This window comes from Rhizobium sp. NLR8a, assembly GCF_019685235.1.
Classification (GTDB): Bacteria; Pseudomonadota; Alphaproteobacteria; order Rhizobiales; family Rhizobiaceae; genus Rhizobium.
Window position 1 is genome coordinate 218,959 of the sequence record NZ_JABDWI010000001.1, and the last position, 20,950, is coordinate 239,908.

Sequence of the window (20,950 nt, forward strand, 5' to 3'; positions counted from 1 at the left end):
CAAAGACGCGGACATGCGTATTCTCCTGTTTTGAGGTGAGGAAACAAAGCCGCCGCCGGTGATGGCCGGCGGCGGTATCGATCAGTACGGAGTTGTGGGGCAGGGTTACTCGGCCGCAATTCCGTAAGCGGTATCGGGATCCTCAGTGCCGGTGTCAGCGTCGGCTTCATCCAGCTCTTCGAGCTCGGTGTCGGCTGCGTTGCCTCCGACCTCGCCTTCCGGATCATGGGGTTTGTCGACCAATTCGGCTTCGATCGAGGGATCAGACTCACCGTCGGCACCGTCCTCGATGCCGCCCATCGGCCCGTCGGCGGGTGCATCGTCGTCATCGCCCCCATGCTCCATGTTCTTGGCCAACCATTCGCCCATCTTCACGTCATCGGGTGCGAAGAGGCCAGACGGATGCACGAAACCCTCTTCCTTGAAGTGCTCGACAAGGGCAGCCCGGGTGTCCCTGACGCGCGGGCGGGGAGCGACACTCCTACCGCCGCAGGACGCTTCCAGTGCCGGACGCGATAGGCACGCGAGGAATTGCTCCGTGCCCATGTTCGGAAGATAGGTGTCGGCGCCTATGGCATCGCCGGCGATCCGGGCGACAATGCCGCTGTCCGTGCGGTTGGTCCGCGCCGACAGTGCGTCGATCAGGGTCGACCTGGCCACGACACGAAGCGTATCTGTATCGAACTGCAGCTTGCCGCTTTCACCGATCAGCCGGACGGCGTGCCGGGCGAAACGCTTGGAGCCGTAGAGATGGTTGGAGGTTTCGGAGCCGGAATCGACCGAGACGTTCTGCCCGGCGAATGCGAGGACGAGCAGCGCCAAGAGGGTATCGTCTTCGATCGGCGCTCGTGCCAGTGCCTCGTGCAGAGCGTCTGTGCGGAAATCGCCGATCATGTCGAGGCCGTTTCGGGTCACGTCGGGACGGGTCTTCCCTGCAACGTCGATGGCCTCGTTCGTGTCCTCGCCGCCGGGCGCGGTCGGATCGCCCTTTCGCTTCGCCTTCTTGATCTCCGGCAACCGGAAATGGGCGGACTGCACCTTGCCCTCACGATCGAGATACATGGCGGTGCAATCGCCTTTGCCGGGCTTGCCGTAGATACGCTCCGCCTTCGGCGGCAATTGGGGTTGGCCCCAATTGTTGAGCTCGACGATGGAGCCCTCCTTGGGAAGATTGCTACTCATCCATTCCTGCTGCGCACCGAGGAATGCTTCGACGTTGGTGGTGTAGCGGTTATCCTCGTCAGCCGGTCCGAACAGGTCTTCTGCCCACTCGATGCCGTAGGCCCGGCGGAGATCATCGCCGAAACTCGCATCGCGCGCGAACATGCGGGTCTTGGTGAGGCCGTTGGCGATCGCCCACCAGGATGCTGTCTCACCCTTCTTCGGCTTGTGTGCCTTCCAGACTTCCTTCTGCTCGTCGAGTGACGCTGCGGAAATCGGGCGAAGCTGCTGCTCGCTCGGCATGTCGCCCTTGGCCATGTGATCTAGCATCGCAGGCAGCACATTGGCGAGCAGACGAAGCTTGCGGATCTGTCTGACCGGCAGGGCCAGCGCAATCGCAATAGCTTCCTCGGTCCAGCCGAGAGCAACGAGGCGCTCGATGCCGCGCCATTGATCGACGGGGTTGAGCGGTTCGCGCGCGATGTTTTCGATCATCGAACGCATCGCGCCATTATCGTTGGCCGCCTCGACGACGATAACATCGATTTCCTCGATGCCGGCGGCGATGGCCATGCGGGTGCGCCGGTGACCGGCTTCGATGACATAGCCGTTGCCGCCGGCTTCGGCGAAAATGACGGGCGGCTGGATGACGCCGACGGCCTTGATGGTCGCAAGCAGCAGCGCGTCGGCCTGGGGCGTCGACTGCGACTGGCGCGTATTGTCGGGATTGTCCTTCAGCGCACGCGGATCGACCTTCATGAGTTGCATGGGAGTGTTCCTTTCCGGGGATGCGGACGCGGCCTCCTGCCGGTCCTTCCTGTCTTCATTTTTTCCTGAAGACATCTCCCGGAGCGCAAAGCGGCCTGACCGGCGCAACTGCGGGCGAGCTGCCCTGCCGCGAAGGACAAGCGGGGCTAACAGCCTTGCGAAGTACGAGTGGCCGGGCTGCGTAGGCCGCGGTTGAGCGCCAGCGGCGACGGGAGGACCGATCTGCGACCGGTTTTTCTTTCACCCTCTTTCCTGTTTTTTCAGACGGGCGATCCCATGCGAAGGTCAGAATTCGGGTTGAGCGGGAACAAAAAAATGGGCCGTCGGAAGAACCGAGGCCCATGAAGTGTGAAGGTTATTTAACCTCCAGAGGGGAACAGCCGTTGCGGCGGCACTGGGAGGAGACCGCCATGTGCATCAGCTGTGTGCACTATGATGATATTTTGATCAGATGGAAAACATTTATTGTGCAATGCACCTATGCACATGCTGCACTGCTTCCAAAATCAGGCTGACTCCCTGGCAGAGGCCCCTGCCTCGCGCGCCTCGGCCGCGAGTTCCGCCTCAACCTCCCGGAGCTGGCGACGCTTTTCGGCCAGCTCACTCGCGAAGGTAAAATCGCCACCCTGACGGGACTGGTAGGAAGCAAGACGCCGGCGCGCTTCCTCCAGCCGCTGGCGATAGCGTTCCCGCTCCCCGTCGAAATCATCCAGCGCATGCTCGAGGCGGAAGACGGCGCCGATCGGCGTCACCGTGACGGCGAGATCGATCTCGTAGTCCGCGCCCGTGCGCTGAAGCATGGTGGTGTAGCGATAACCGTCAGACTTGCCGAAGCGCTCGCCATCGTAGACGAGATCGAAGCCACCAATGGAGGCGACGACGATCTCGCTCTCCTGTTGAAGCTGGACGAGGGTGAGGATTTCCTTCATCAGCGCGCGGCCGGCTTCCTTTCGCTCGTCGTATGAAACGCCTGTGACGGTCATCGTAAAGGCATCTCCCGCAGTCGGAACCAGCCGCGCGATGTCCTTGCCGATCTCGCCGATCCGCCGGAGCGATACCTCGATGTCGCGTTCGGCGTCCCGGACCTGGCGGCGCACCGCGAACAGGTCGTCATCATGGGCGGCGCGCAGCCGTTCGAGCCGAGCGATATCGGCTTCGAGCCCGGCCTTCTGCATCAGGCGCTCGTCGCCCGAGGCAATCGCCTTGGCCATGGCAAACTGGTTGGCCTGGCCCTCCCCAAGGTCGTCCAACCTGCGGATCGAGATGTCGCCGGAAAGGGCGGCGGCGATGAAGCGAGCCTTGCGCTCGTTGTTCTGCCACATCGCAGCATCAAGTGACCCTCGCGTGGCGTAGGCGAAGACGTCGACGACATCGTGCTGATTGCCCTGGCGTACGATCCTGCCCTCGCGCTGCTCGATCTGCGATGGGAGCCACGGCACGTCGAGGTGATGCAGCGCCTTCAACCTGAGCTGGGCGTTGACGCCAGTGCCCATGGTCTCAGACGAGCCGATCAGGAAGCGAACCTTGCCCGAACGGACGTCACCGAACAGTCGCTGCTTGGCCTCGGTCTTCTTGAAGTCCTGCATAAAGGCGATTTCCGACGCGGGCACGCCTAGGCGGATCAGTTCGTCACGAATCCAGCGGTAAGCGGAGAAGCCGCGCGTCTTCTCGACATTGATGGTGCCGAGATCGGAGAAGATCATCTGCGCCGCGCCTGGAAGTTCATAGGGCTTGCCGTCCGGACGAAGATAGGTGTTTTCGCTCGTTTCCGTCCAGATGCGAAAGGCGTTCTCGATGAGGAGATTGAGCTTGTTGTCCGGCTCGTCGTCGTTTGCCGGAATGACCAGGCGCAGGTCGATCGCCGCGTGTCGGCCGTCGGTGATGACGGACAGCAGGATATCGTCGCCGGGCTGCGCTGGCCCCTCTCGCATCTCAATCGCCTTGATGCGGCTGTCGAGGATCTGCTGATAGAGTTTGAAGGCCGGCGTCGGTTGCGCCGTCAGGATCTGCCGCCGTCCGGTCGAGACGTCCGGAACCTTGACATATTGCTTCAGGTCCTCCGGCATCACGACGTCGGCGAACGAGCGGAACATCGCGATCAGCTCCGGCACGTTGACGAAGCTCGCGAACCGGCTCACCGGCTTGTATTTGCCCGACGGCTGGATTTCGAGTTCGGTCGTCGTGTCGCCGAAGGTCGAGGCCCAGGCGTCGAATTCGTGAAGCCCGCGTTCGCGCAGCGCCTCGTGGCCGAGCAGGCGCTGGATCGAGAACATCTCACCGAGAGTGTTGGTGATTGGCGTGCCGGAGGCCAGCACGAGCGCGCGGCCGGGATTCTTGGTCTCGATATAGCGGGACTTGATATAAAGGTCCCAGGCCCGCTGCGATCCGTTCGGGTCGATGCCTTTCAGTGTCGACATATTGGTCGCAAAAGAGAGTTTGCGGAATTCCTGCGCCTCGTCGACAATGATCTGATCGACGCCAATTTCCGAGATCGTGAGAAAGTCGTCCTTGCGGGTTGAGAGCGCTTCCAACCGCTCTTGCAAGCCTTCCTTCAGGCGCTCGAGCCGCTTGCGCGACACCCGATCCTCGCTGTCCACCTTGGTCAAAAGCTCCTCGTAGAGCTCCAACTCTTCTTGGATCATGTGGCTTTCGAACGCCGACGGCACGGCGATGAACCTGAAGGCCGAATGGGTGATGATAACAGCATCCCAGTTGGCCGTGGCGGCTCGCGACAGGAAACGTGCCCGCTTGTCTTTGGTGAAGTTGGTTTCGTCGGCGACGAGGATACGAGCGTTCGGATACAGCGCCAGGAACTCGCGCGCCGCCTGTGCGAGGCAATGGCTTGGCATGACCAGCATCGCCTTGGCGATTAGGCCGAGCCGGCGCTGGTCCATGATCGCGGCTGCCATCGTCATCGTCTTGCCGGCGCCGACAGCATGGGCGAGATAGGTCGAGCCGGAGGAGATGATCCTCCAGATTCCACGCTTCTGGTGCCCATACAAAACAAAGGCGCCGGAGGCGCCGGGAAGCTTTAGATGGGAGCCGTCGAATTTTCGAGGCGCGAGGTTGTTGAAGCGGTCATTATAGACCCGCGCAAGCCGGTCGGTGCGGTCTGGGTCAGTCCAGACCCAGTTCTGAAAAGCCTCCTTGATCTTTGCAGCTTGTCGCGCACTGCTTCCGTGTCGACGACATTCAGAACGCGGCGTTCACCGCCAACATCCTTGAACACGTCGAAGATCTGCGAAATCCGGCTGTTCAGCGCGTCAGCCAGCAGTTCGCCCGCGTGACGGCGGCTTGTGCCCCATTCGGAGGTGCCGCCGGCGCTATAGGCAAACTGGCGTGCCTCGACGGTCCATGACCCGAGTTCCGGCATATGGTGAATCCTGATGTCCACATCCATCGTTTGCTTGACGAAGGCGACGACATCGGCAGCCGGAATCCAGGGTGCGCCGAGACGGGCGGTGATATCCGACGGTCGGAGGTCGGCAGGCTGGACGTCCTGCAGCGCTCGGACATTGCGCTCAAACGCCGGATCGAGCGCAGCCGCCGCTTCGGCGACCGTGAGCTTCGTGCGGACCGGGCCGGAGAGATAGGCGTCGGAGGTCTGCCAGGAGCCATCCGCGGGATCGCGGAAGATGGCGTCACCGAGTTCGTCGATCACAGCATCCGCATCACGGTGCAGCAGCTCGGCAATATGCTCGGGATCGACGCAGCCACGCTCGTTGAGAACGACGGCGAGCGCGTCGGCAGCCGAAGTTATGACCGGCGGCGCGGGAGGAGAAATCACCCGCTCGGTGAAGATCGGACCAGGCTTCGCCGTATCGGTTTCGAGGTCGTAGTCCTCGATCGAGGCCACCAGCCAGCAATCGGGATCGTCCAGGAACGGCTGGAGATTCGGCCGACGATGGGTTTCGCGGACCTCGCCGCTTTCCTCGTCATCAGAGATCGAGACCGTTGTGTGGTTGATCGGCCCGAAGTCGCGGATGAAACTCGACCAGGCGATACGCAGCCGAACCTGCAGATCGCGCCACGGCTGGTCGCGTTCCTGCGCTTTCAGCACCTCGCGGACGGCGTCGCGGATGGGAATCAGCTTCTTGATGATCCGGACATGTTTTTCGGACAGGCCTTCGCCTGACCTGCCTTTTCGCACCGAAACCGCGAGCGGGGCTCCGTCGATCATTTGCATGAGACCGTGGCGGTTATTGAGGAAGAAGCTGCCCTCGCGGACCTTGTCGTTGGCGGGGCGGAGGTCGACGATCTCGCCCAACTCCTCTTCCAGATCAATGTCGACCGACGTCGGCTCGCCGTCATACCGATCCTCAGGGAGAAGAGCGATCACGGCCTTCAGTGCCGTTTGCAGGTCTTCACCGGCGCGTGGCCGGCATGTATAGGTCTCGCCGAACGGGCCAGACGTTGAGGCATGCTCGCCGCGCACGAAATCCGGGTGCCGCGCGAACCAGCGGTTTACGCGGATCGCCCCCTCGTCGGATGTCGCAGGACGAACCTCTTCGAGTTCGAGCCATGACAGATCACCCTCCGGCTCGCCGGCCTTGCGCTTGCGAAAAAACAGGATGTCCACGACCACATCCGTGCCAGCGTCGCAGCGGAAGCTGCCCTCGGGGAGGCGGGCCGCTGCGATCAGATCGGCAGACCTGGCGATATGCTCTCGCGCTGTGCTGTCCACCTTGTCCATCGTGCCGCTGCTTGTCACGAACGCGGCGAGCGCACCGGGCTTCAAGAGATCGATCGACCGGGCAATGAAGTAGTCGTGCAGCCGCAGACCGAGCGGACGGTACTGCCGGTCCGACCGAACTGTTCGATCGGAGAAGGGCGGATTGCCGATCGCGAGATCATAGATCGCGTTGAGATCGGTGCGCGCGAAGTCGGCGTTGATGATGCGTGCCTTCGGCTGAAGAAGCCGGACAATGCGCGCTGTTACCGAATCGAGTTCGATCCCGGTGACATAGCTTGTGTCACGGAGCGCCGTTGGCATCAGCGCCGGAAAAAGGCCCGTGCCGATTCCCGGCTCCAGCACGCGGCCCCCGCGCCATCCGAGCCGCCGCAAGCCCGCCCAGATCGAGCGGACGATGAACTCGGGAGTGAAGTGAGCAAATTGGATTCCACGCGCGAGCGAAGCATAATCGGCGTCGGTGACGGCGCTTTCCAGCGAACTGCCGAGGTCACCCCAGCCTTCCTGGAAATCGACGTCGCCTGGACGCCGGAACATGCCGTTTGCGAGTTCCGATGCGCCAAAACCGGTAAAGCGGATCAGTTTTGCCTGTTCGTCACTGGTGGCGGGTCGATCCTGCTTTTCGATTTCGTTGGCGGTCAGGATGGCCACAAGATTCGCCTTCGCCCTTTGCTTCCAGTCGATCGCAAGTCCACGATCGCCATTGTCGAGATAGAAGTTACCCCGCAGGCCGTGTGTCCGCGGCGCCGGCTGCTTCGCAACTGGTGGAGGCAATGCCGGCGCAGGGGAGGGCGGCGGCGGATCGGGATCGTCGTCGTTGGCGGCGAAACCGCCAAACGCGGTGACGCCCAAGCCAAGGCCGGACGACAACGCGCTGCTTACAAACATATCGAGGGTGAAGGGATCGTTGGACATTGAAGACTCCTTTTCGAGGATATGCGCCATCGCCCGCAGGACAGGTCCCGCGGGCGATGGCGGATGAATGAGGTGAGGAATTTGGATCTGGTTCGTCCGGCTGCAGCGATCGCGAGCTACGAGCGCGTGACTACGGAGAACTGCATGGTTTCCGACGTAACCTGCGCCCGCAGATGCGTGGGTTCCGGGGTTGTGGAAAGCATGGCTTCCAGGCTCGCGCCGGCGATGAAGACTATCCCGTCGTCTCCCTCGAAATACCGACGTTTGTAATGCCAGCAGTCCGGATCGGTCTGCGGATCGCACTCAGCGCCCTTTGACCTTCTGCCGGTTTGCCATTGGACAGCAGATAGACGCCTTCGTCGCCGACGATCCACAGACCTGGCCGTTCGTCCTTACCCGGGAGTAGACCATAGTGGGGGTTGCGGAAGCCGCCATTGGCTTCCGCGTCGGTACGTCCGTGCACGATCACCGCACTGACCTCGACCACGCTGAAAGTGAACATGGCCTCCCCCTCACGCGGCGGTCTGGGAGGGAAGGTGGCGAAGATGCACCGGCAGCTTCGCAGCAGTCTCCCCGTCCGTGAGTTCGTCGAGCAGCTTCAGCAAGGTGCCTTCGTTGCCGCCATAGAGTATGACGGTGCGCTTGCCGCGAGCGGACTGCGGCCACTCGTCTCCGGCATAGCCGCGGTAATCGCCGGCAGTGATGCTCCAGCTATGCTCGAGCCGCTCTTGCCGCGTCATCGCCCGGACCGTTCGGCTTTCGCGCTCGATGATGGCGACGCGCATCGTTTCGACGGATGCCTTACCCGAAAGATCGCAGTAGCCATGGAAATATCGGATGGACGCCTCGATCCTGAGCGCGAAGAATACTGATGTCACCGAGCCAGTCATGAACTCGCGCATCGCAAACGTGGATCCTCGGATCCACAATGGTGGAAGGACCTCGAACATGTAGTCATGTTCGGTCTCGCCGATCTCGAACCATTCGCCCGAGTAGAACGGCGCGGCATCACCATCCCAACGCTTTGGGCGCTCCGCGTGGCGGTCAAACATGCGGAACATCTGTTGGCGGCTTGCGACGCCCTGGAAAACCTTGGTGGTTGCGGGAGAGGGGATCATCTGCGGCTCCTTGCGCGTTTTCGGACCGAAGTGCGGCGCCGTCCTATCGACCTCGCCATCCCCTTCAGTCCTTCATGACCCCTTGCCTGGCGCCGGCATCGCGACCGGCTGGGTCAAGGGCCGGCTCAGCCGGGCGAAGCCTCCCTTGACGCGGGCGGTGCGAATGCGGCACGCTTCCTGCCTTTCTTTCCCTCTTTTCTTTCTCCCTGACCTTCAGGGTTTCGTTCCAGTCCTCCTCGCCCGGGCGCAACCGGGTCCACTCGCAACCGGCATCCTCGGCAAGCGACCGCAATCGCGTGGCAAACAGATCCCCTTGTGCATTGGCGTCCGTCGCAGCGACCAGCCGGGCGTCCGGTCGGGAGGCCAATTCCCGCAGTGCGGTTTGCGTGGCCGGCGACCACCCGCCGCCGGTGCTGAGATAGAGGGTGCCGTCATCGAACCCTTCGATTGCCGCAAGGCTCATGGCGTCGATCGCAGCTTCCGTGACGGCCAGGCGCAACGCAGTATCCAACCCAAGACGGAAGAGAACCTTCGCCCCTCCAGAGGCGAAGCCACGGTATTGCGGTCCGCGCGCCTCCCATCCGGTCACCACGCCGGCATTGTCCGTATGCGCTGCCCATATGCTGCCACACGGGCCTTCCCGAAGAAGCCCCGCTTTGATCGCCTCACAGAGTATAGGTGGTGGCAGCCGGCGCTCGCCGTTGAGGTAGCGCCACGTCGATGAACCGGGCCATGGGCTGCGGCGCGCTTGCCAGCGCTCGGCAAGAGAGAGGTTGCATCCTCCATCGCGGCTCGCAGGCTGCCACTCCGGTTCCGTGATCTCGAAACCAACGAGATCCGCGACCCTATCGGCGCCTTCGAGAAAACCGACATGATCGAGATGCTCGACAAGCCCGAAGACATCGCCTTTCGCATCGCTGAGCGGATCAAACCATCCGCGCCCCTCATGCGCGACGATGATGATTTCACCACCACGGCGAAACTTGACTGCCCGCCGGGTGCTTTCCTTGATGTCGATGGCGAACCTCGCCTGTTCAAGAACGGCCGCGCAGCTCACCTGCTCACGCAGCGCCTCTATCTCTCTTCTTTTCATTTTGCTCCCGATCGCACTGCGATCGGCCTCCATTGCCTTTCCTTGCCCGTCGATTCGTGGGCACCCTTCGGCCCGCCGCGAAGAGCAAAGACTGCAAGGGCGCGGCTGGCAATTGTCGGATCATGCAATGCACGGCTGCGGCGAAGCCTCCCTTGCGGCCTGCTGCTCGCAAGCGGCACGCCAAAGGCCGGCTCGATGCGCCGGCCGGGGGAAAAATTCATGGACGATCTCAAGGTCGTCGTCGGCATCGATCTCGTCAGAGGGAAAGACGCTGTATTCACCCTCGACTTCAAAGACGGTGACCGGACCATCAGGTCATGGGAGCTGGAAGGCGCGGGACTGTGCGAGGAAATGATCGAGCGAGTTTAGAAGGGCTCCAGTGGGAGCGGGCCAATTCCCGCTCGATGGCTCATCAAAGGCTCGGGACGGGCGCGATCACCGCGCCGCGGAGCGGCAGCGGCCGCACCTTGCGAGCGGACCTTTCAGCGTGTTGTTCGTGGAATCCGGAGCTCGGCCAGGACCCATCACAAACGCGCGGATTGGCTTGCTTTCGTGGTCACCTCGGTTCGGCTGCGTTCCGCCGAACGCAGGAGCCATTCTCTCCGTGTTTTTCAAACCGATGGCGCGATCTTGCTGCGGGCCTGACGTTGCCAGAACGATGCATTTGCAGGCAGCATGCTAGGCAAGGTGAAAGCGTCCGGCGCCCGCAACCACACTGCGATCAGCCAGATCGCGTGAGCTTCACTTTCTCAAGCGCCTGTTCCACTGATTCGGCGTTGAGCGATTTAACCGCACGCTCCACGCACGCCTGAATTTCAGCGGTATCCTTTCCCTCGATCAACGCGATATCAGCCACAGTCCGGCCTCTCGATATCCAATGGAGACAGGTTCGTTCAAACGGCGAGAGCATTGCTATCTTCATGGGGCGCTGGTTCCACTCAGCTAAAGCCCAGCAGGTTTGCGGAAAACATCGACCTATCCGGATCGAAGAGAATGTTGGCTGGTCCGGCTTGAGTCCGCGCAAGGATACTCCCGTTCGCACCGGCTACTGCCGCACTGCAGCTGGTGCCGTCGCCGTCGATTCCGATTAGGTAGACAGTCATCCGCCCGTTCTTTCAGGAGGTCTTCCTACAACGTCAATCGCCTTCGGGCCGCGCCAGCTGCGAAATGCGGCAGTACGTATGTCACACAAACATACTGGATTGTCAATTGGAAACCGGCTAAAGAGCGACCCAAGCTGAAGGAAGCCATTCGATCTTAATCCACGTCGCGAGTGACCGTCATGCAATTTGGGAAAAGCTCGTGCGCAAAGATGTCGACGGCTTCGTCGCCCAGGATTGGAAGATCTTTGCTCCGTCGTTCAAGTTGAAGGATTCTGCGGGCTGGATGCAACGGGCTCGCTCGATCCCGCCAATTGGGAGGTTCGGTTTCAGCGATTGATGCTGCGCAAACTTCTCAAACAGGATCATCGCCAGAAGGCTGGGCCCGGCAAAGCCCCGCGAATCTCTGCGCGACGGTGGCGTTAAGGCTGCCCTGCGGAAACCGCACGACAACAAAGTCTGTATTACCTGTGGTGTCGTTGAGGCGAGAGGTAAGCACGCGATATTGGCGGAAGACGTAGCCTAGGGAGCCGGCAAGTCGATCTGAAGCGATGCATTGGTTTTGAGGAGATACCCGCCGGGCGTAACCTCTGTCCGCAAGGTCGCAGCGTCGATCCCGCTGGCTGTTATGATGTTTGGCACAATGTCTTTTGAGACTTCGGCTGAAAACGTCGCTCGATCATCATAACTGGCCTGGGCAAGCCGCGGCAACCTGCGCAGGGCGTTGCCCGATAGGACACAAGCACCTTTCGCTTTGCCAGCGCTATATTCTGGAATGCTGAAGGGATGGCGGCAACCTCTTTGATTTGGCAACATGATTAAAATGCTGGCAGGTGATGCCGACGTCGGCTTTTGGATTGCCCGCAGCAGCCGCAGATATGCGCGGCACTCGACAAAATCCTTCAGGTTCGTTGATTAGGATCATTCGTCGAGATGACCGTTGCGATGTCACAAACTTTTCGCAGGCCCCGGAAAACCTGTTAACCCACGTTCGTTCACCTCTTGTACAATTCTTGAGACGGCACCCTGTTCTAGATCAAGGTGGTTCATCAACGCGGACTCCACCAGGGTCGTTGCCGTGCCGAGTTCAGACATTGCGGCAATTAGCTTCTCGAGGCTTTCGACAAACGCGGGCCGAAGTTCCGACGCAGTTATTTCCATTCGTAAAGGGTGAGTGCAAAAACAGAATCGGTGGACGATTTTGCAAGCCTCGCAATTCGATGCTTCTTGGGCGATTTTAGTGAATATCGCTTCTGCCCCTAAGGCAAGTTCGTCAGGGGACAATTTATCCGTCACGGTCCAGCTTTCTGGGACCTGCGGCCGCATTCGATTTAACGCCGAGATCAGGGTCTCACGTCCGACAACATAAAAATCTAACAGAGTTCTTTCCGACATCGGCCTCGTGAAAAAGCCTCTTTGAGGGATGTATTGGATCTTCCCTTCAGCCGCGAGCCGCTGAAGCGCTTCGCGAACTGGCGTTCGACCAAGATCGAGCTTAGACGCTAGATCCTGTTCCCTGAGATGTTGCCCCGGCACACGACCGTTACTGTGGAGAATTTGTCGAATAGCATCGTAGGCAATATCGGCCTTTGCAGGTTCTGGTTCAGTAGAAAAATTTGGGTCACCCCCACGACCTTGGGGCGCGTTCTTGCAACACCGCATTTGATAGTTTTCCTCTGTCGATATCCTTCAAGGACCCTACAGGAGCTTCTTGCATTGAGACCGGACGGTCGCTTCGAATTGAAGGTCGAATTAGTCGGCCCTTCCAATACCGGCACCGCGTTTCGCGCCCGAACGGGATTCGGCATCAACCACCTGTATTACAGCCGCGGCCGTAATTGGCAGCTATCGCATTCTGCCACTCATTTCAATGCCATAGGCACAAGGCTGCGTCGGGATGGCGCGCTGGTCCAATGTCTACCGCCTGTCGTATTTCGCGTAAGCGGCCGGCTTTAAGCGAACCGTGTCTCCAAGGCCTGCAAGTGCCATCAATGTAGTGGCAGTTTTCAAAATCAACATGTTCATGATAGCTCTTCGGTGGACGTGTGTCGGCCTCACCGTCAATGAGTAATTTTGCCGATCGGTTATTCCTATCAATCAGCCGATTACAGGCATCGGCGGATTTGATGTATCCGCGGTTCGCGAGAGCCTCGACTTGTCCATCAGTAGCGATGGTTTCGCCGTTGTCTGAATCACCTCCAGCGCAATCAAAGACACGTTCAGATTTTGAAAGAGACCATGTGATCTGATGCATTCGTTCCGGTTCGTGTTTGGTGGCGAGAAGTGCTTTGGTTTGGCCCAGACCTATGCTTGCCTCGTGTTCGGCAGATGGTTGTTGCAATGTCGACAATTTTTCAAGGCTCGGCTCCATGCCGGTCACCACGGGACGGTTAACCCGATAATATCTTCCGCTATCTGCGACTTCGCGAAGTGCATTCAGATGGTCGTTCCGTGCGGCCGGCCGGCGTATAGCACCCCGTGGAGCAACCACACGTACGCAATCGAGGAAGGCGAGCCTCATTTCCGGGCTATCACGCCTGGCTTTGTTTGGATGCATTTTGTCACGTCGGTTCATCTAAGCCTCCCGTCGCTGACCAGGGTAGTCCCCCTAGCACGTGTTGAGCAGGTCTAGACGGCGCTCCGCCATAGATCAATATTTAACAATAATATATTTTTTGATATATTTGGCCAATCGCCATAGCGTAGGTTTATACTTTAGTGATCGAATACAAAACTCGAACCGATATAGTATTACGCAACCGCGTTGAAGGTTTGCTTGAGTCCGCGAATGTTCGAGCTGACAATCTCCGCTGGTGATGGCCAAAGCTCGAAGTGGTCATGTACGGCTATGACTCCCTCAAGCAGCACGAAAAGTTCCCCTCTATCTGACAACTCCGAAATGTTGGTCGGATTGAGTATTTCGTCACCATCGCGCCGATCGCCAGTGAGTTGAATTTATTGGCAGAATCGGAGTCTCGAAGGAGACACTTCCTTCGCTCTTGTATTGAAAGTCGGACAGATCGTTGACAGGAGAACGCGTGGGAAGAACACCGGTTACGCCGAAGTCGGTTTACTCGGGCCACCATTATATTCGGCCGGCACCAAAAAGTGTTCTCGGCAGGTCGGAAACGATGACATCCTGGCTCCCTTGCGGTGGATCCGACTAGTTTCGCTGGGCGAGCGACACACCGCAAAGCAAAAACGAACGGCATTCTTATCGCGCCAGTCACCGGCGCTCGCTCCCGGACCATTGATACTTTTATCCCCGCGACACAGGCGGTCTCATAGCCACAACACGTGGCTGCCTTGGGAGGCGAAAGGTTTTCCCGAGGATGAGGTAGCAGGGTCAGCTACTATTCGTGCACATTCGACGAACGCAATTGTCGCCGCGAGAATCGTTGGGCGCGCCACGCTAGACTATCGCGCCGGCGGTTGCGTACCTACAGAGGTGAACAGCGCAGCAGATTCAGCAAAGGTACATCCGATTAATGTCCTACTCCCCATGGCAGCTACGAGCCGACGCACATTCGCCGATGTCGAGAAAAATACCGGTCATTTTCATAATTTCTTTGCGAGTGACAGAAAGCGAGGCGTGTTCGTCGGGCCCATATTGCCCACAATTGGCGTACGAATGAGGTATCCAGATTGTAGGTAGTCCGGGGACATCGGCGAAGAGGTCGTGGCAGCGAGCCTCCCAGATTTGGCAGGAGTGAGGGCTCTTGCGCATGGTTTTCTCAATCGAGTCACAAACGAAATGCACCCCGTGATGACTAGGGGAAAGACGGATGGCCATGATGACGATACCAGTCCGCATTCCAAAACAAGCGCCCTGGTGTCGCCAATGATCGGATGACAAGCGCGGACAGGTGCTGCGACAACTGCTGATCTACAGCGCATGATCGCGATCATCGCCTGGCCGTTCAACGGGCGGTGTTTGTCGTGCGTGGGCTGGTGTGACGGCGGGCTACCGTTTCGGTTCCACCCGATCGTAACTTTCGCTGGAAAGCTCTTGTCCTGTCGATGTGGCAGACCGTAGTGCTGCTGGCTCATCGAGAAATCTCGATTTTTTCGTGCGTCCGTGAATGCCCATCCCAATGTCGCAGTGGGCTCCGGGTCAAGGATCAACGTCAACTTGAACCGTGTGCACCGCATTTCTCGCGTCAGTCAGCGGCTGTCCCTCCCCAAATTCATCTGTGCACCGACATAGCAAGATATTCTGGCCTGATGTAGGGGTCCACGGCAACTCGAACCGCTGCCAACTTCTTCCCTCGCGCGGCCCTACTGAGGCAGTCCGCCATGAGCCTCCACCGTCCACGCTGACCTCGACGCTAGAGATCTGGCGATTTCCCCAAGCCCAGCCCCATATTTTCGTTGGCATGTCCGCTGACAGCAGATCATTTGGGGACGGCGATACGATAACGGACTCCGGGGCCACGCCCCAAACCGGCTTCGTTCCCGACGCGGTGGGGTCATTATAAAAGCGCGTCGTATAGGCGCCGCTTGCGCGCCGATCCGCAGCCGTGATCGAACCAACCCATTTTACGGAGTTTGTGCCATACCAACCTGGCACGACCAATCGAACCGGTCCTCCGCGCTCTGGAGTGAGTGGCCGACCGTTGATCTCAAGCGCGAGGATAACTTCTTCTGCAAGTGCTTTGGCTATCGGCAGGTCTTTTTGATAGGCTTCTTCAACATCTGCGTATTCGCCCCACTCGAGGCCGGAAGTCCAGATGTAAGACGCATGGCTGCTGATCTTTGCGCGTTCCAGAACAATCGACAGTGGCACACCTTTCCAAACTACATTTCCGATTCTGCGTTTAGCCACTGTCGGAGCAAGCGGACTTCCAGCGCATTCGTGAAACGACATGTACTCGCGCTGTGGCATTGCTCGAAGGTCAGACAGATGCAATCTCGTCGGGTTACCCACGAGGCCATCGACATCCAAATGCCAATGCTCGGGGTCGATCTCCAGGAACCCCATATGCGTGACCAGAAAAAGATCATCTTCAGGGGTGATCCACGATTTAAGGGCATGAACGCCGTCGGCAGGGCCCTGGAAGGAGAACCCCTTCTTGGTCATGTGCATACCCGTCCGCGCCATCACCTCTACTCCGGCATGGCCACGGCCTCAGGGCTCGTTAGAGCGTCCTCAGCGCGGCCTTCCAAAAATCTGATTGGGTTTCGACGCATCCGATTCACGGTGACGTCGAAAATATCGAATCGGTTGTAACCAGCAACGACGTCGTGAAATCGTTTCGGCTCAACACAGTCGTCGAGATCGATTTGGGCATAGCCGATACCTTCGTCGGTCATTTCGTCACCAGTTGCCGCTCCAGTCGGCCCTAGGAAAAAGCTAGTGGCCCGCGGACTGGCATCTATGATCGCTTCGATCGCAGGATCATCCAAAGCAATGGATTTGCGTGCGACTTCGTCCAGGTGCCCCGCCACGATGATCCCGAAGCACTTGGCCTCGAAGCAATGCGCCGAGGCACGAATGCGGTTGGCCGCTCGGTTGTCGTAGTTGTCGCTTTCTGTCGGGACGCGAGTGGGCCAGATCGGCGGATAGCTGCTGATGTGGACTTGCTCGCCCTGCGTCATCAGACTGTAGCGCGCGAGCGGATTGGTATTCTCTCCGCAAATCAGACCGCCAATACGACCAATCCTCGTGCTTGCAACGACCAATCCTGCGCCATCGCCTGGATCCCAGACCAGTTTTTCAAAGAAGGTCGCGACCAGTTTTCGATGGTGGATCAGAATTTGTCCGGTATCGGAAATCAAGATATTACTATTCCACAACCCTCCGACACTTGCCGGGTTGCGCTCGGAAAAACCGATTGAAACGAAAACACCGTTATCGGAGGCTGCCTTTCGCACACGCTCAATTTCCGGGCCGTCTATGTACACCGAAGCTCTCAAGAAGCGTTTGAAATGTTGGTGCGATTGAATGGGCGGGTAAAGTGCTGCCCAGACGGGGAAACCGGGAAGAAAGCTCTCCGAAAATACCACGAGCGATGCGCCGTTTCGGACAGCCTCTGCTATCACTGAGCAAGCTTTTTCAGCGCTCGCTCCAGGATCGAGATAGACGGGGGCAATATGAGCAGCCGCGGCCCAGAATTTCATGTTTCCCATCAACATTCCTCTACAGATCCAGGCTCGCCATCAGCCATCTCGACTAGCTCGGCAAAGGCAGGCTCAAGATAGCCGCTTTGCTGTTAGACCGATTTCAATGCGTGCACCAAGCGGCAAGCTGGCGCAGCCGATTGTGGTGCGGGCCGGGTAGGGCGATGAAAAACGCGTCGCGTAAATCTCATTCATCTGGCCAAAGTCACCCATGTCGGTGAGATAGACATTGACGGATACGACATCATCCGACCCCAGGCCCGCTGCCTCAAGGACTTGAAACAGATTATCGAAACACTGGCGTGTCTGGTCGGCTACATTTCCGTCGACAAGTTTGCCGGTGCCGGGGTCTAGCGGTGTCTGGCCGGAGCAGAACAGAAGATCGCCGGCCCATGTCGCGTGCGAATACGGCCCCACTGCCGCAGCGTTTGAAGCATTCACAGTTCGTCTGGACATGCGTTCTCCCAAGGTAGGTTCAAGTAGTGCGACCTGCTGGCGATCAGCGTTTCCGCAAGATATTTTGCTTCACTGCGCACCACACATACAGCGGCACAGCACGTTTGAAACTATCAAAACGAATTTGCGAGCCAACCCGAATAGGATGCACTACCCTGTGCAAAAATAGACGGAGGGAGCATGGCGACTGCAATCGATCATCTTGATTGGGACGATCTCAAACTCTTCCTAATCGTCGTCCGGTGCAAGAGCATGACCGGCGCCGCTCGCGAACTAAAAGTCAGCCACTCCACCGTATCTCGTCGACTTGCTCGTCTGGAATATACGGTTGGCGGCGCACTCGTCGAACGGACCAAGGACGGACTTCTGCTGACACCGGCCGGCCTAGTTACAATGCGGCGAGCGGAGGAAATCGAGAACGGCGTGAATGCTCTTCGCAGCGACGTAAGCAATCGTGACGAAATACGCGGCACAGTCAGATTGGCCACCATGGAAGGCATCGCAACGCTTTATCTCTCCGAGCGCCTCGTTGAACTCAGTAGCCGGTACCCTGATCTAGACCTCGAGCTTGTAACATCGCCGCAAACGGTTCGGGTCGCTCGCCGGGAAGCTGATTTATTCCTAAGCTTCTTCAAGCCCCATGGAACTTCTCTCGACAGTCAGCTGATCGGACGTTTCAAGACTGGGTTGTTCGCTTCGCAGGCTTATCTTGAGCGAAATGGCGTTCCCTCTCAGGCGGCGGACCTTAGCGAGCACCGCTTTGTTGGCTATATCGAGGAGCTGATTCAGCTAGAAAGCGTGCTCTGGCTAGAGGAACTTGTACCCACCCCAAAAATTGCGTTCAGCTCAAATAGCATGATGTCGCAGATGTTCGCGGCGTCTGCGGGCGCAGGAATCGTAGCGCTTCCCGAATTCGCACTTAGTCTAAACCTGGGTCTCGTTCCAGTGCTCGACGAACTGAGCGGCGAGCGCGAGATCTGGATGTCAGCACACCAAGATCTAGCTTATCTTCCAAGAGTGAGAGCCGTAAAGCAATTCGTGAAAGAGCTGGTTCGTCGAGACGAACAACGCCTTCTGAGAAACTCACCTTGGTCTTCGTGAAGTTTCACAGATCGGACTGCGCGGAGCGCTCTGGCCGGCTGAATTGGCGGACGCTTACGCCCCGTCGCTCAATTCTGCACATCGGATTGCGAAGTTGTCAGCTTCCGTGACAACGCCGATTGCGTCAACAAGATTGACGCTCGATCAAAGGAAGGATCCCTCATGTCGCAAATCAGCCGCGACGCTCGCAAGACTTTGGACCTTCTTCGCTTGCGTGCTGATACCCCCGGCACAAAAAACAGAAACCACCTCAATAATGCTGGTGCTGCGCTGATGCCGAGCCCTGTTATTGAAGCGGTGGTTGAATACCTAAGCCGGGAAGGGGAGATCGGCGGATACGAAGCCGCAGCTGAGTCCAATTCTCTACTGGAGGGGACATATGACAGCTTGGCTACATTAGTAAACTGTGGCCGCGACGAGATTGCGATAGCTGAAAATGCGACGATCGCCTGGCAACGCGCCTTCTACTCCCTCTCTTTCGGACCTGGAGACCGGATCCTGACGGCAAGTGCCGAATTTGCAGCCAACTACATCGCCTTTCTGCAGGTTGCCAAGCGCACCGGCGTATCGATCGAGGTCATTCCGAATGACGCTTCTGGGGTCCTCGATCCGGACGCACTGGCGAAAATGATCGATGATCGCGTTCGGTTGATAGCAGTTACCTGGATCCCGACCAACGGCGGGCTTATCAATCCAGCAGCAGCGATCGGTCGAATTGCGCGAAAAAACGGCATCCTCTATCTTCTCGACGCATGCCAAGCTGCGGGTCAAATCCCGATCGATGTCAACGCGCTCGGGTGCGACATCCTGACTGCTACCGGCAGGAAGTTTCTCCGAGCGCCACGGGGAACGGGATTCATGTACATGCGCAAATCACTCCTGGATAAGATCGAGCCAGTGATGATCGACCTCTATGGCGCGCCCTGGACTGGTCCGGATCGATACGAATTGCGACCTGATGCGAGGCGTTTTGAAACATGGGAGAAGAATTATTCGGTTCGTCTCGGCCTGCGGGCAGCAGTGGACTACGCGCTCGATATTGGGCTCAAAAATATCGAAAAGCGCTGCAATCACCTTTCGTCAAAGCTTCGCGAAGGCCTGCGGGGGATACGAGCCGTGTCCGTGCATGATCTCGGGACGCCCCTTGCTTCCATCATCTCATTCACTGTCAACGACTGGGACTCGTCATCCGTCATGGCTTATCTGACTGGCAAGGGAATCAACGTCTCAGTTTCCCCTCCTTCCAGCACACCCGTCGACGCCTATACGCGACAACTCCCGCCCGTGGTGCGAGCGTCGCCACATTATTACAATACCGAGGAAGAGATTGATGCGTTCCTGGAGGCGATTGCTGGTATTGCCTCATAGCAGATTTGCTCGCCTGACGAATGAGCGGATCTTTGCAAAAAGGCAAAGCAGTTGATGCGACCTTCCGTTCGCACGTGTTAAGCGGATCATGCCAACGCAACGCCGCCCTGACCTTCCACCAGAACGACAAGCTTCAAAACCGATGAAGATCGGCTCGACCCGAACACTGCGCGGTGTTCGTCGATGAACGAGATCATCGCTTCAATGGGCGGTCGAGCTCCGCCATCGCGAAAAATGCTGACGCTCTGCACAAAATCTCGTTGGCCAGCCGAAGCTCACGGTTCTCCGCTCCAGCGCCTTCATCCTTTCGGCGACGTCGCTTGGGAGCCCAAGTCGGGGACCATTGTCCACCCGGCCTTCTTCACCCCTCCCACTGAACGTCTGCGCAGTGCAGCCGATCTTGGCGGGGGCGCGGACTTCCGGTGAAAACTTGTTCGTTGTCTTGCTCATACCGGCTCCACTTTCTCAAAAGTTGGAGCGTCCGGCAATCAGGCACGGTTCACATCAAACGGCTCCAGGCATTTAGGCGTTGCGTCATTTAAGCATCCGTTCCGTGGATGGATTTCATTCAAACTATCAATTTCACCAATATCATTGAATCACTTAGGAAGACTGACGTCGACAAATTCGAAGGCGGCAAAGGACGAGTCAAGGAGTGCAGGATGGCCCGGATTGGTTAGTATCGCCCACAGTGCTCCTCCATTTATAACGCGACAACATCGTGTCACGTTGCCCGGCCAACCCTGCTCAAGCGTGCTTGGATGAACAGCAGGAAGAAGCTCGCTGCAATGGGCTGGAATGCCAACTCAATGTCATACACCACGCTAAAAGCACTGAGATTCGCTACCACCGGGAAACGCGACGCTTTCATCGGAAGAGCATTAGATGATCGAATTCGGGCCGCAAAAATAGTCGTCCCGCTCAATCGGCTACAACTCTCGCATCCTATCAACCGCGTCAAACGAAGTGGAACCGATAGATCGCATCGAAAGCACGTCGCTAACATCACGCTTTAAGGCCAACACCCGGCCTGTCGGGCCTCGTTGTCATCGTTGCGCAT

At 58.5% G+C, this 20,950-nt stretch carries 12 protein-coding genes, 3 pseudogenes and 1 other annotated feature; of the genes and pseudogenes, 3 read left to right on the plus strand and 12 right to left on the minus strand.

Going from position 1 to position 20,950, the window contains the following annotated elements; all coding sequences use genetic code 11:
- Window positions 1-105: 105 nt before the first annotated feature.
- From HJC04_RS01015 to HJC04_RS01035, 5 genes and pseudogenes are all read right to left on the minus strand, one after another.
- Window positions 106-1,929: a ParB N-terminal domain-containing protein gene (locus HJC04_RS01015; RefSeq protein ID WP_131714244.1), complete on the minus strand. Its 1,824-nt coding sequence runs from the start codon at window positions 1,927-1,929 to the stop codon at window positions 106-108.
- Between the two features lie 506 nt (window positions 1,930-2,435).
- A pseudogene (locus HJC04_RS01020) lies at window positions 2,436-7,534 on the minus strand (lactate dehydrogenase).
- Window positions 7,535-7,650: 116 nt separating this feature from the next.
- Window positions 7,651-8,036, minus strand: a pseudogene (locus tag HJC04_RS01025) (DUF3085 domain-containing protein).
- A 10-nt stretch (window positions 8,037-8,046) separates the two neighbouring features.
- Window positions 8,047-8,652 (minus strand): DUF1419 domain-containing protein, encoded by a 606-nt coding sequence (locus tag HJC04_RS01030; protein ID WP_221123348.1) that lies wholly within the window; start codon window positions 8,650-8,652, stop codon window positions 8,047-8,049.
- Between the two features lie 64 nt (window positions 8,653-8,716).
- Window positions 8,717-9,778: a DUF3991 and toprim domain-containing protein gene (locus tag HJC04_RS01035; protein ID WP_221123933.1), complete on the minus strand. Its 1,062-nt coding sequence runs from the start codon at window positions 9,776-9,778 to the stop codon at window positions 8,717-8,719.
- Between the two features lie 186 nt (window positions 9,779-9,964).
- Between HJC04_RS01035 and HJC04_RS01040 the strand changes: the two genes are divergently transcribed.
- Entirely contained in the window at window positions 9,965-10,114 is a 150-nt protein-coding gene (locus HJC04_RS01040; protein ID WP_221096992.1) for a hypothetical protein, read from the plus strand.
- 352 nt (window positions 10,115-10,466) lie between these two features.
- Here HJC04_RS01040 and HJC04_RS01045 read toward each other — a convergent pair whose 3' ends face one another.
- The 6 genes from HJC04_RS01045 to HJC04_RS01070 form a co-directional block, all read right to left on the minus strand.
- Window positions 10,467-10,601 carry a hypothetical protein gene (locus tag HJC04_RS01045; RefSeq protein WP_259666420.1) on the minus strand — a complete coding sequence of 45 codons (135 nt, stop codon included), beginning with the start codon at window positions 10,599-10,601 and terminating at the stop codon, window positions 10,467-10,469.
- Between the two features lie 1,192 nt (window positions 10,602-11,793).
- Entirely contained in the window at window positions 11,794-12,507 is a 714-nt protein-coding gene (locus HJC04_RS01050; protein ID WP_221096993.1) for a GntR family transcriptional regulator, read from the minus strand.
- 205 nt (window positions 12,508-12,712) lie between these two features.
- Window positions 12,713-13,420, minus strand: coding sequence for a hypothetical protein (locus tag HJC04_RS01055; protein WP_221096994.1), 708 nt, complete (start codon window positions 13,418-13,420; stop codon window positions 12,713-12,715).
- Between the two features lie 1,539 nt (window positions 13,421-14,959).
- Complete coding sequence (locus HJC04_RS01060; protein ID WP_221144614.1) at window positions 14,960-15,946, minus strand: molybdopterin-dependent oxidoreductase; 987 nt, start codon at window positions 15,944-15,946, stop codon at window positions 14,960-14,962.
- A gap of 5 nt (window positions 15,947-15,951) precedes the next feature.
- Window positions 15,952-16,974 (minus strand): carbon-nitrogen hydrolase family protein, encoded by a 1,023-nt coding sequence (locus HJC04_RS01065; RefSeq protein WP_168298613.1) that lies wholly within the window; start codon window positions 16,972-16,974, stop codon window positions 15,952-15,954.
- 63 nt (window positions 16,975-17,037) lie between these two features.
- The gene (locus HJC04_RS01070) at window positions 17,038-17,421 is read right to left on the minus strand and encodes a RidA family protein (RefSeq protein WP_168298615.1); all 384 of its coding nucleotides are present in this window, start codon (window positions 17,419-17,421) and stop codon (window positions 17,038-17,040) included.
- A gap of 180 nt (window positions 17,422-17,601) precedes the next feature.
- On the opposite strand from HJC04_RS01070, the gene HJC04_RS01075 reads away from it, so the two are divergent.
- On the plus strand, window positions 17,602-18,522 hold the full coding sequence (locus HJC04_RS01075) for a LysR family transcriptional regulator (RefSeq protein WP_168298619.1): 921 nt from the start codon (window positions 17,602-17,604) through the stop codon (window positions 18,520-18,522).
- Between the two features lie 162 nt (window positions 18,523-18,684).
- Window positions 18,685-19,890, plus strand: a complete 1,206-nt coding sequence (locus HJC04_RS01080) for an aminotransferase class V-fold PLP-dependent enzyme (protein ID WP_168298622.1) — start codon at window positions 18,685-18,687, stop codon at window positions 19,888-19,890.
- A 124-nt stretch (window positions 19,891-20,014) separates the two neighbouring features.
- Window positions 20,015-20,129 (minus strand) — a sequence feature (AL1L pseudoknot).
- On the opposite strand, the pseudogene HJC04_RS01085 reads toward HJC04_RS01080, so the two are convergent.
- A pseudogene (locus HJC04_RS01085) lies at window positions 20,049-20,340 on the minus strand (IS3 family transposase); the annotation flags it as partial. It overlaps the preceding feature by 81 nt.
- Window positions 20,341-20,950 lie beyond the last annotated feature (610 nt).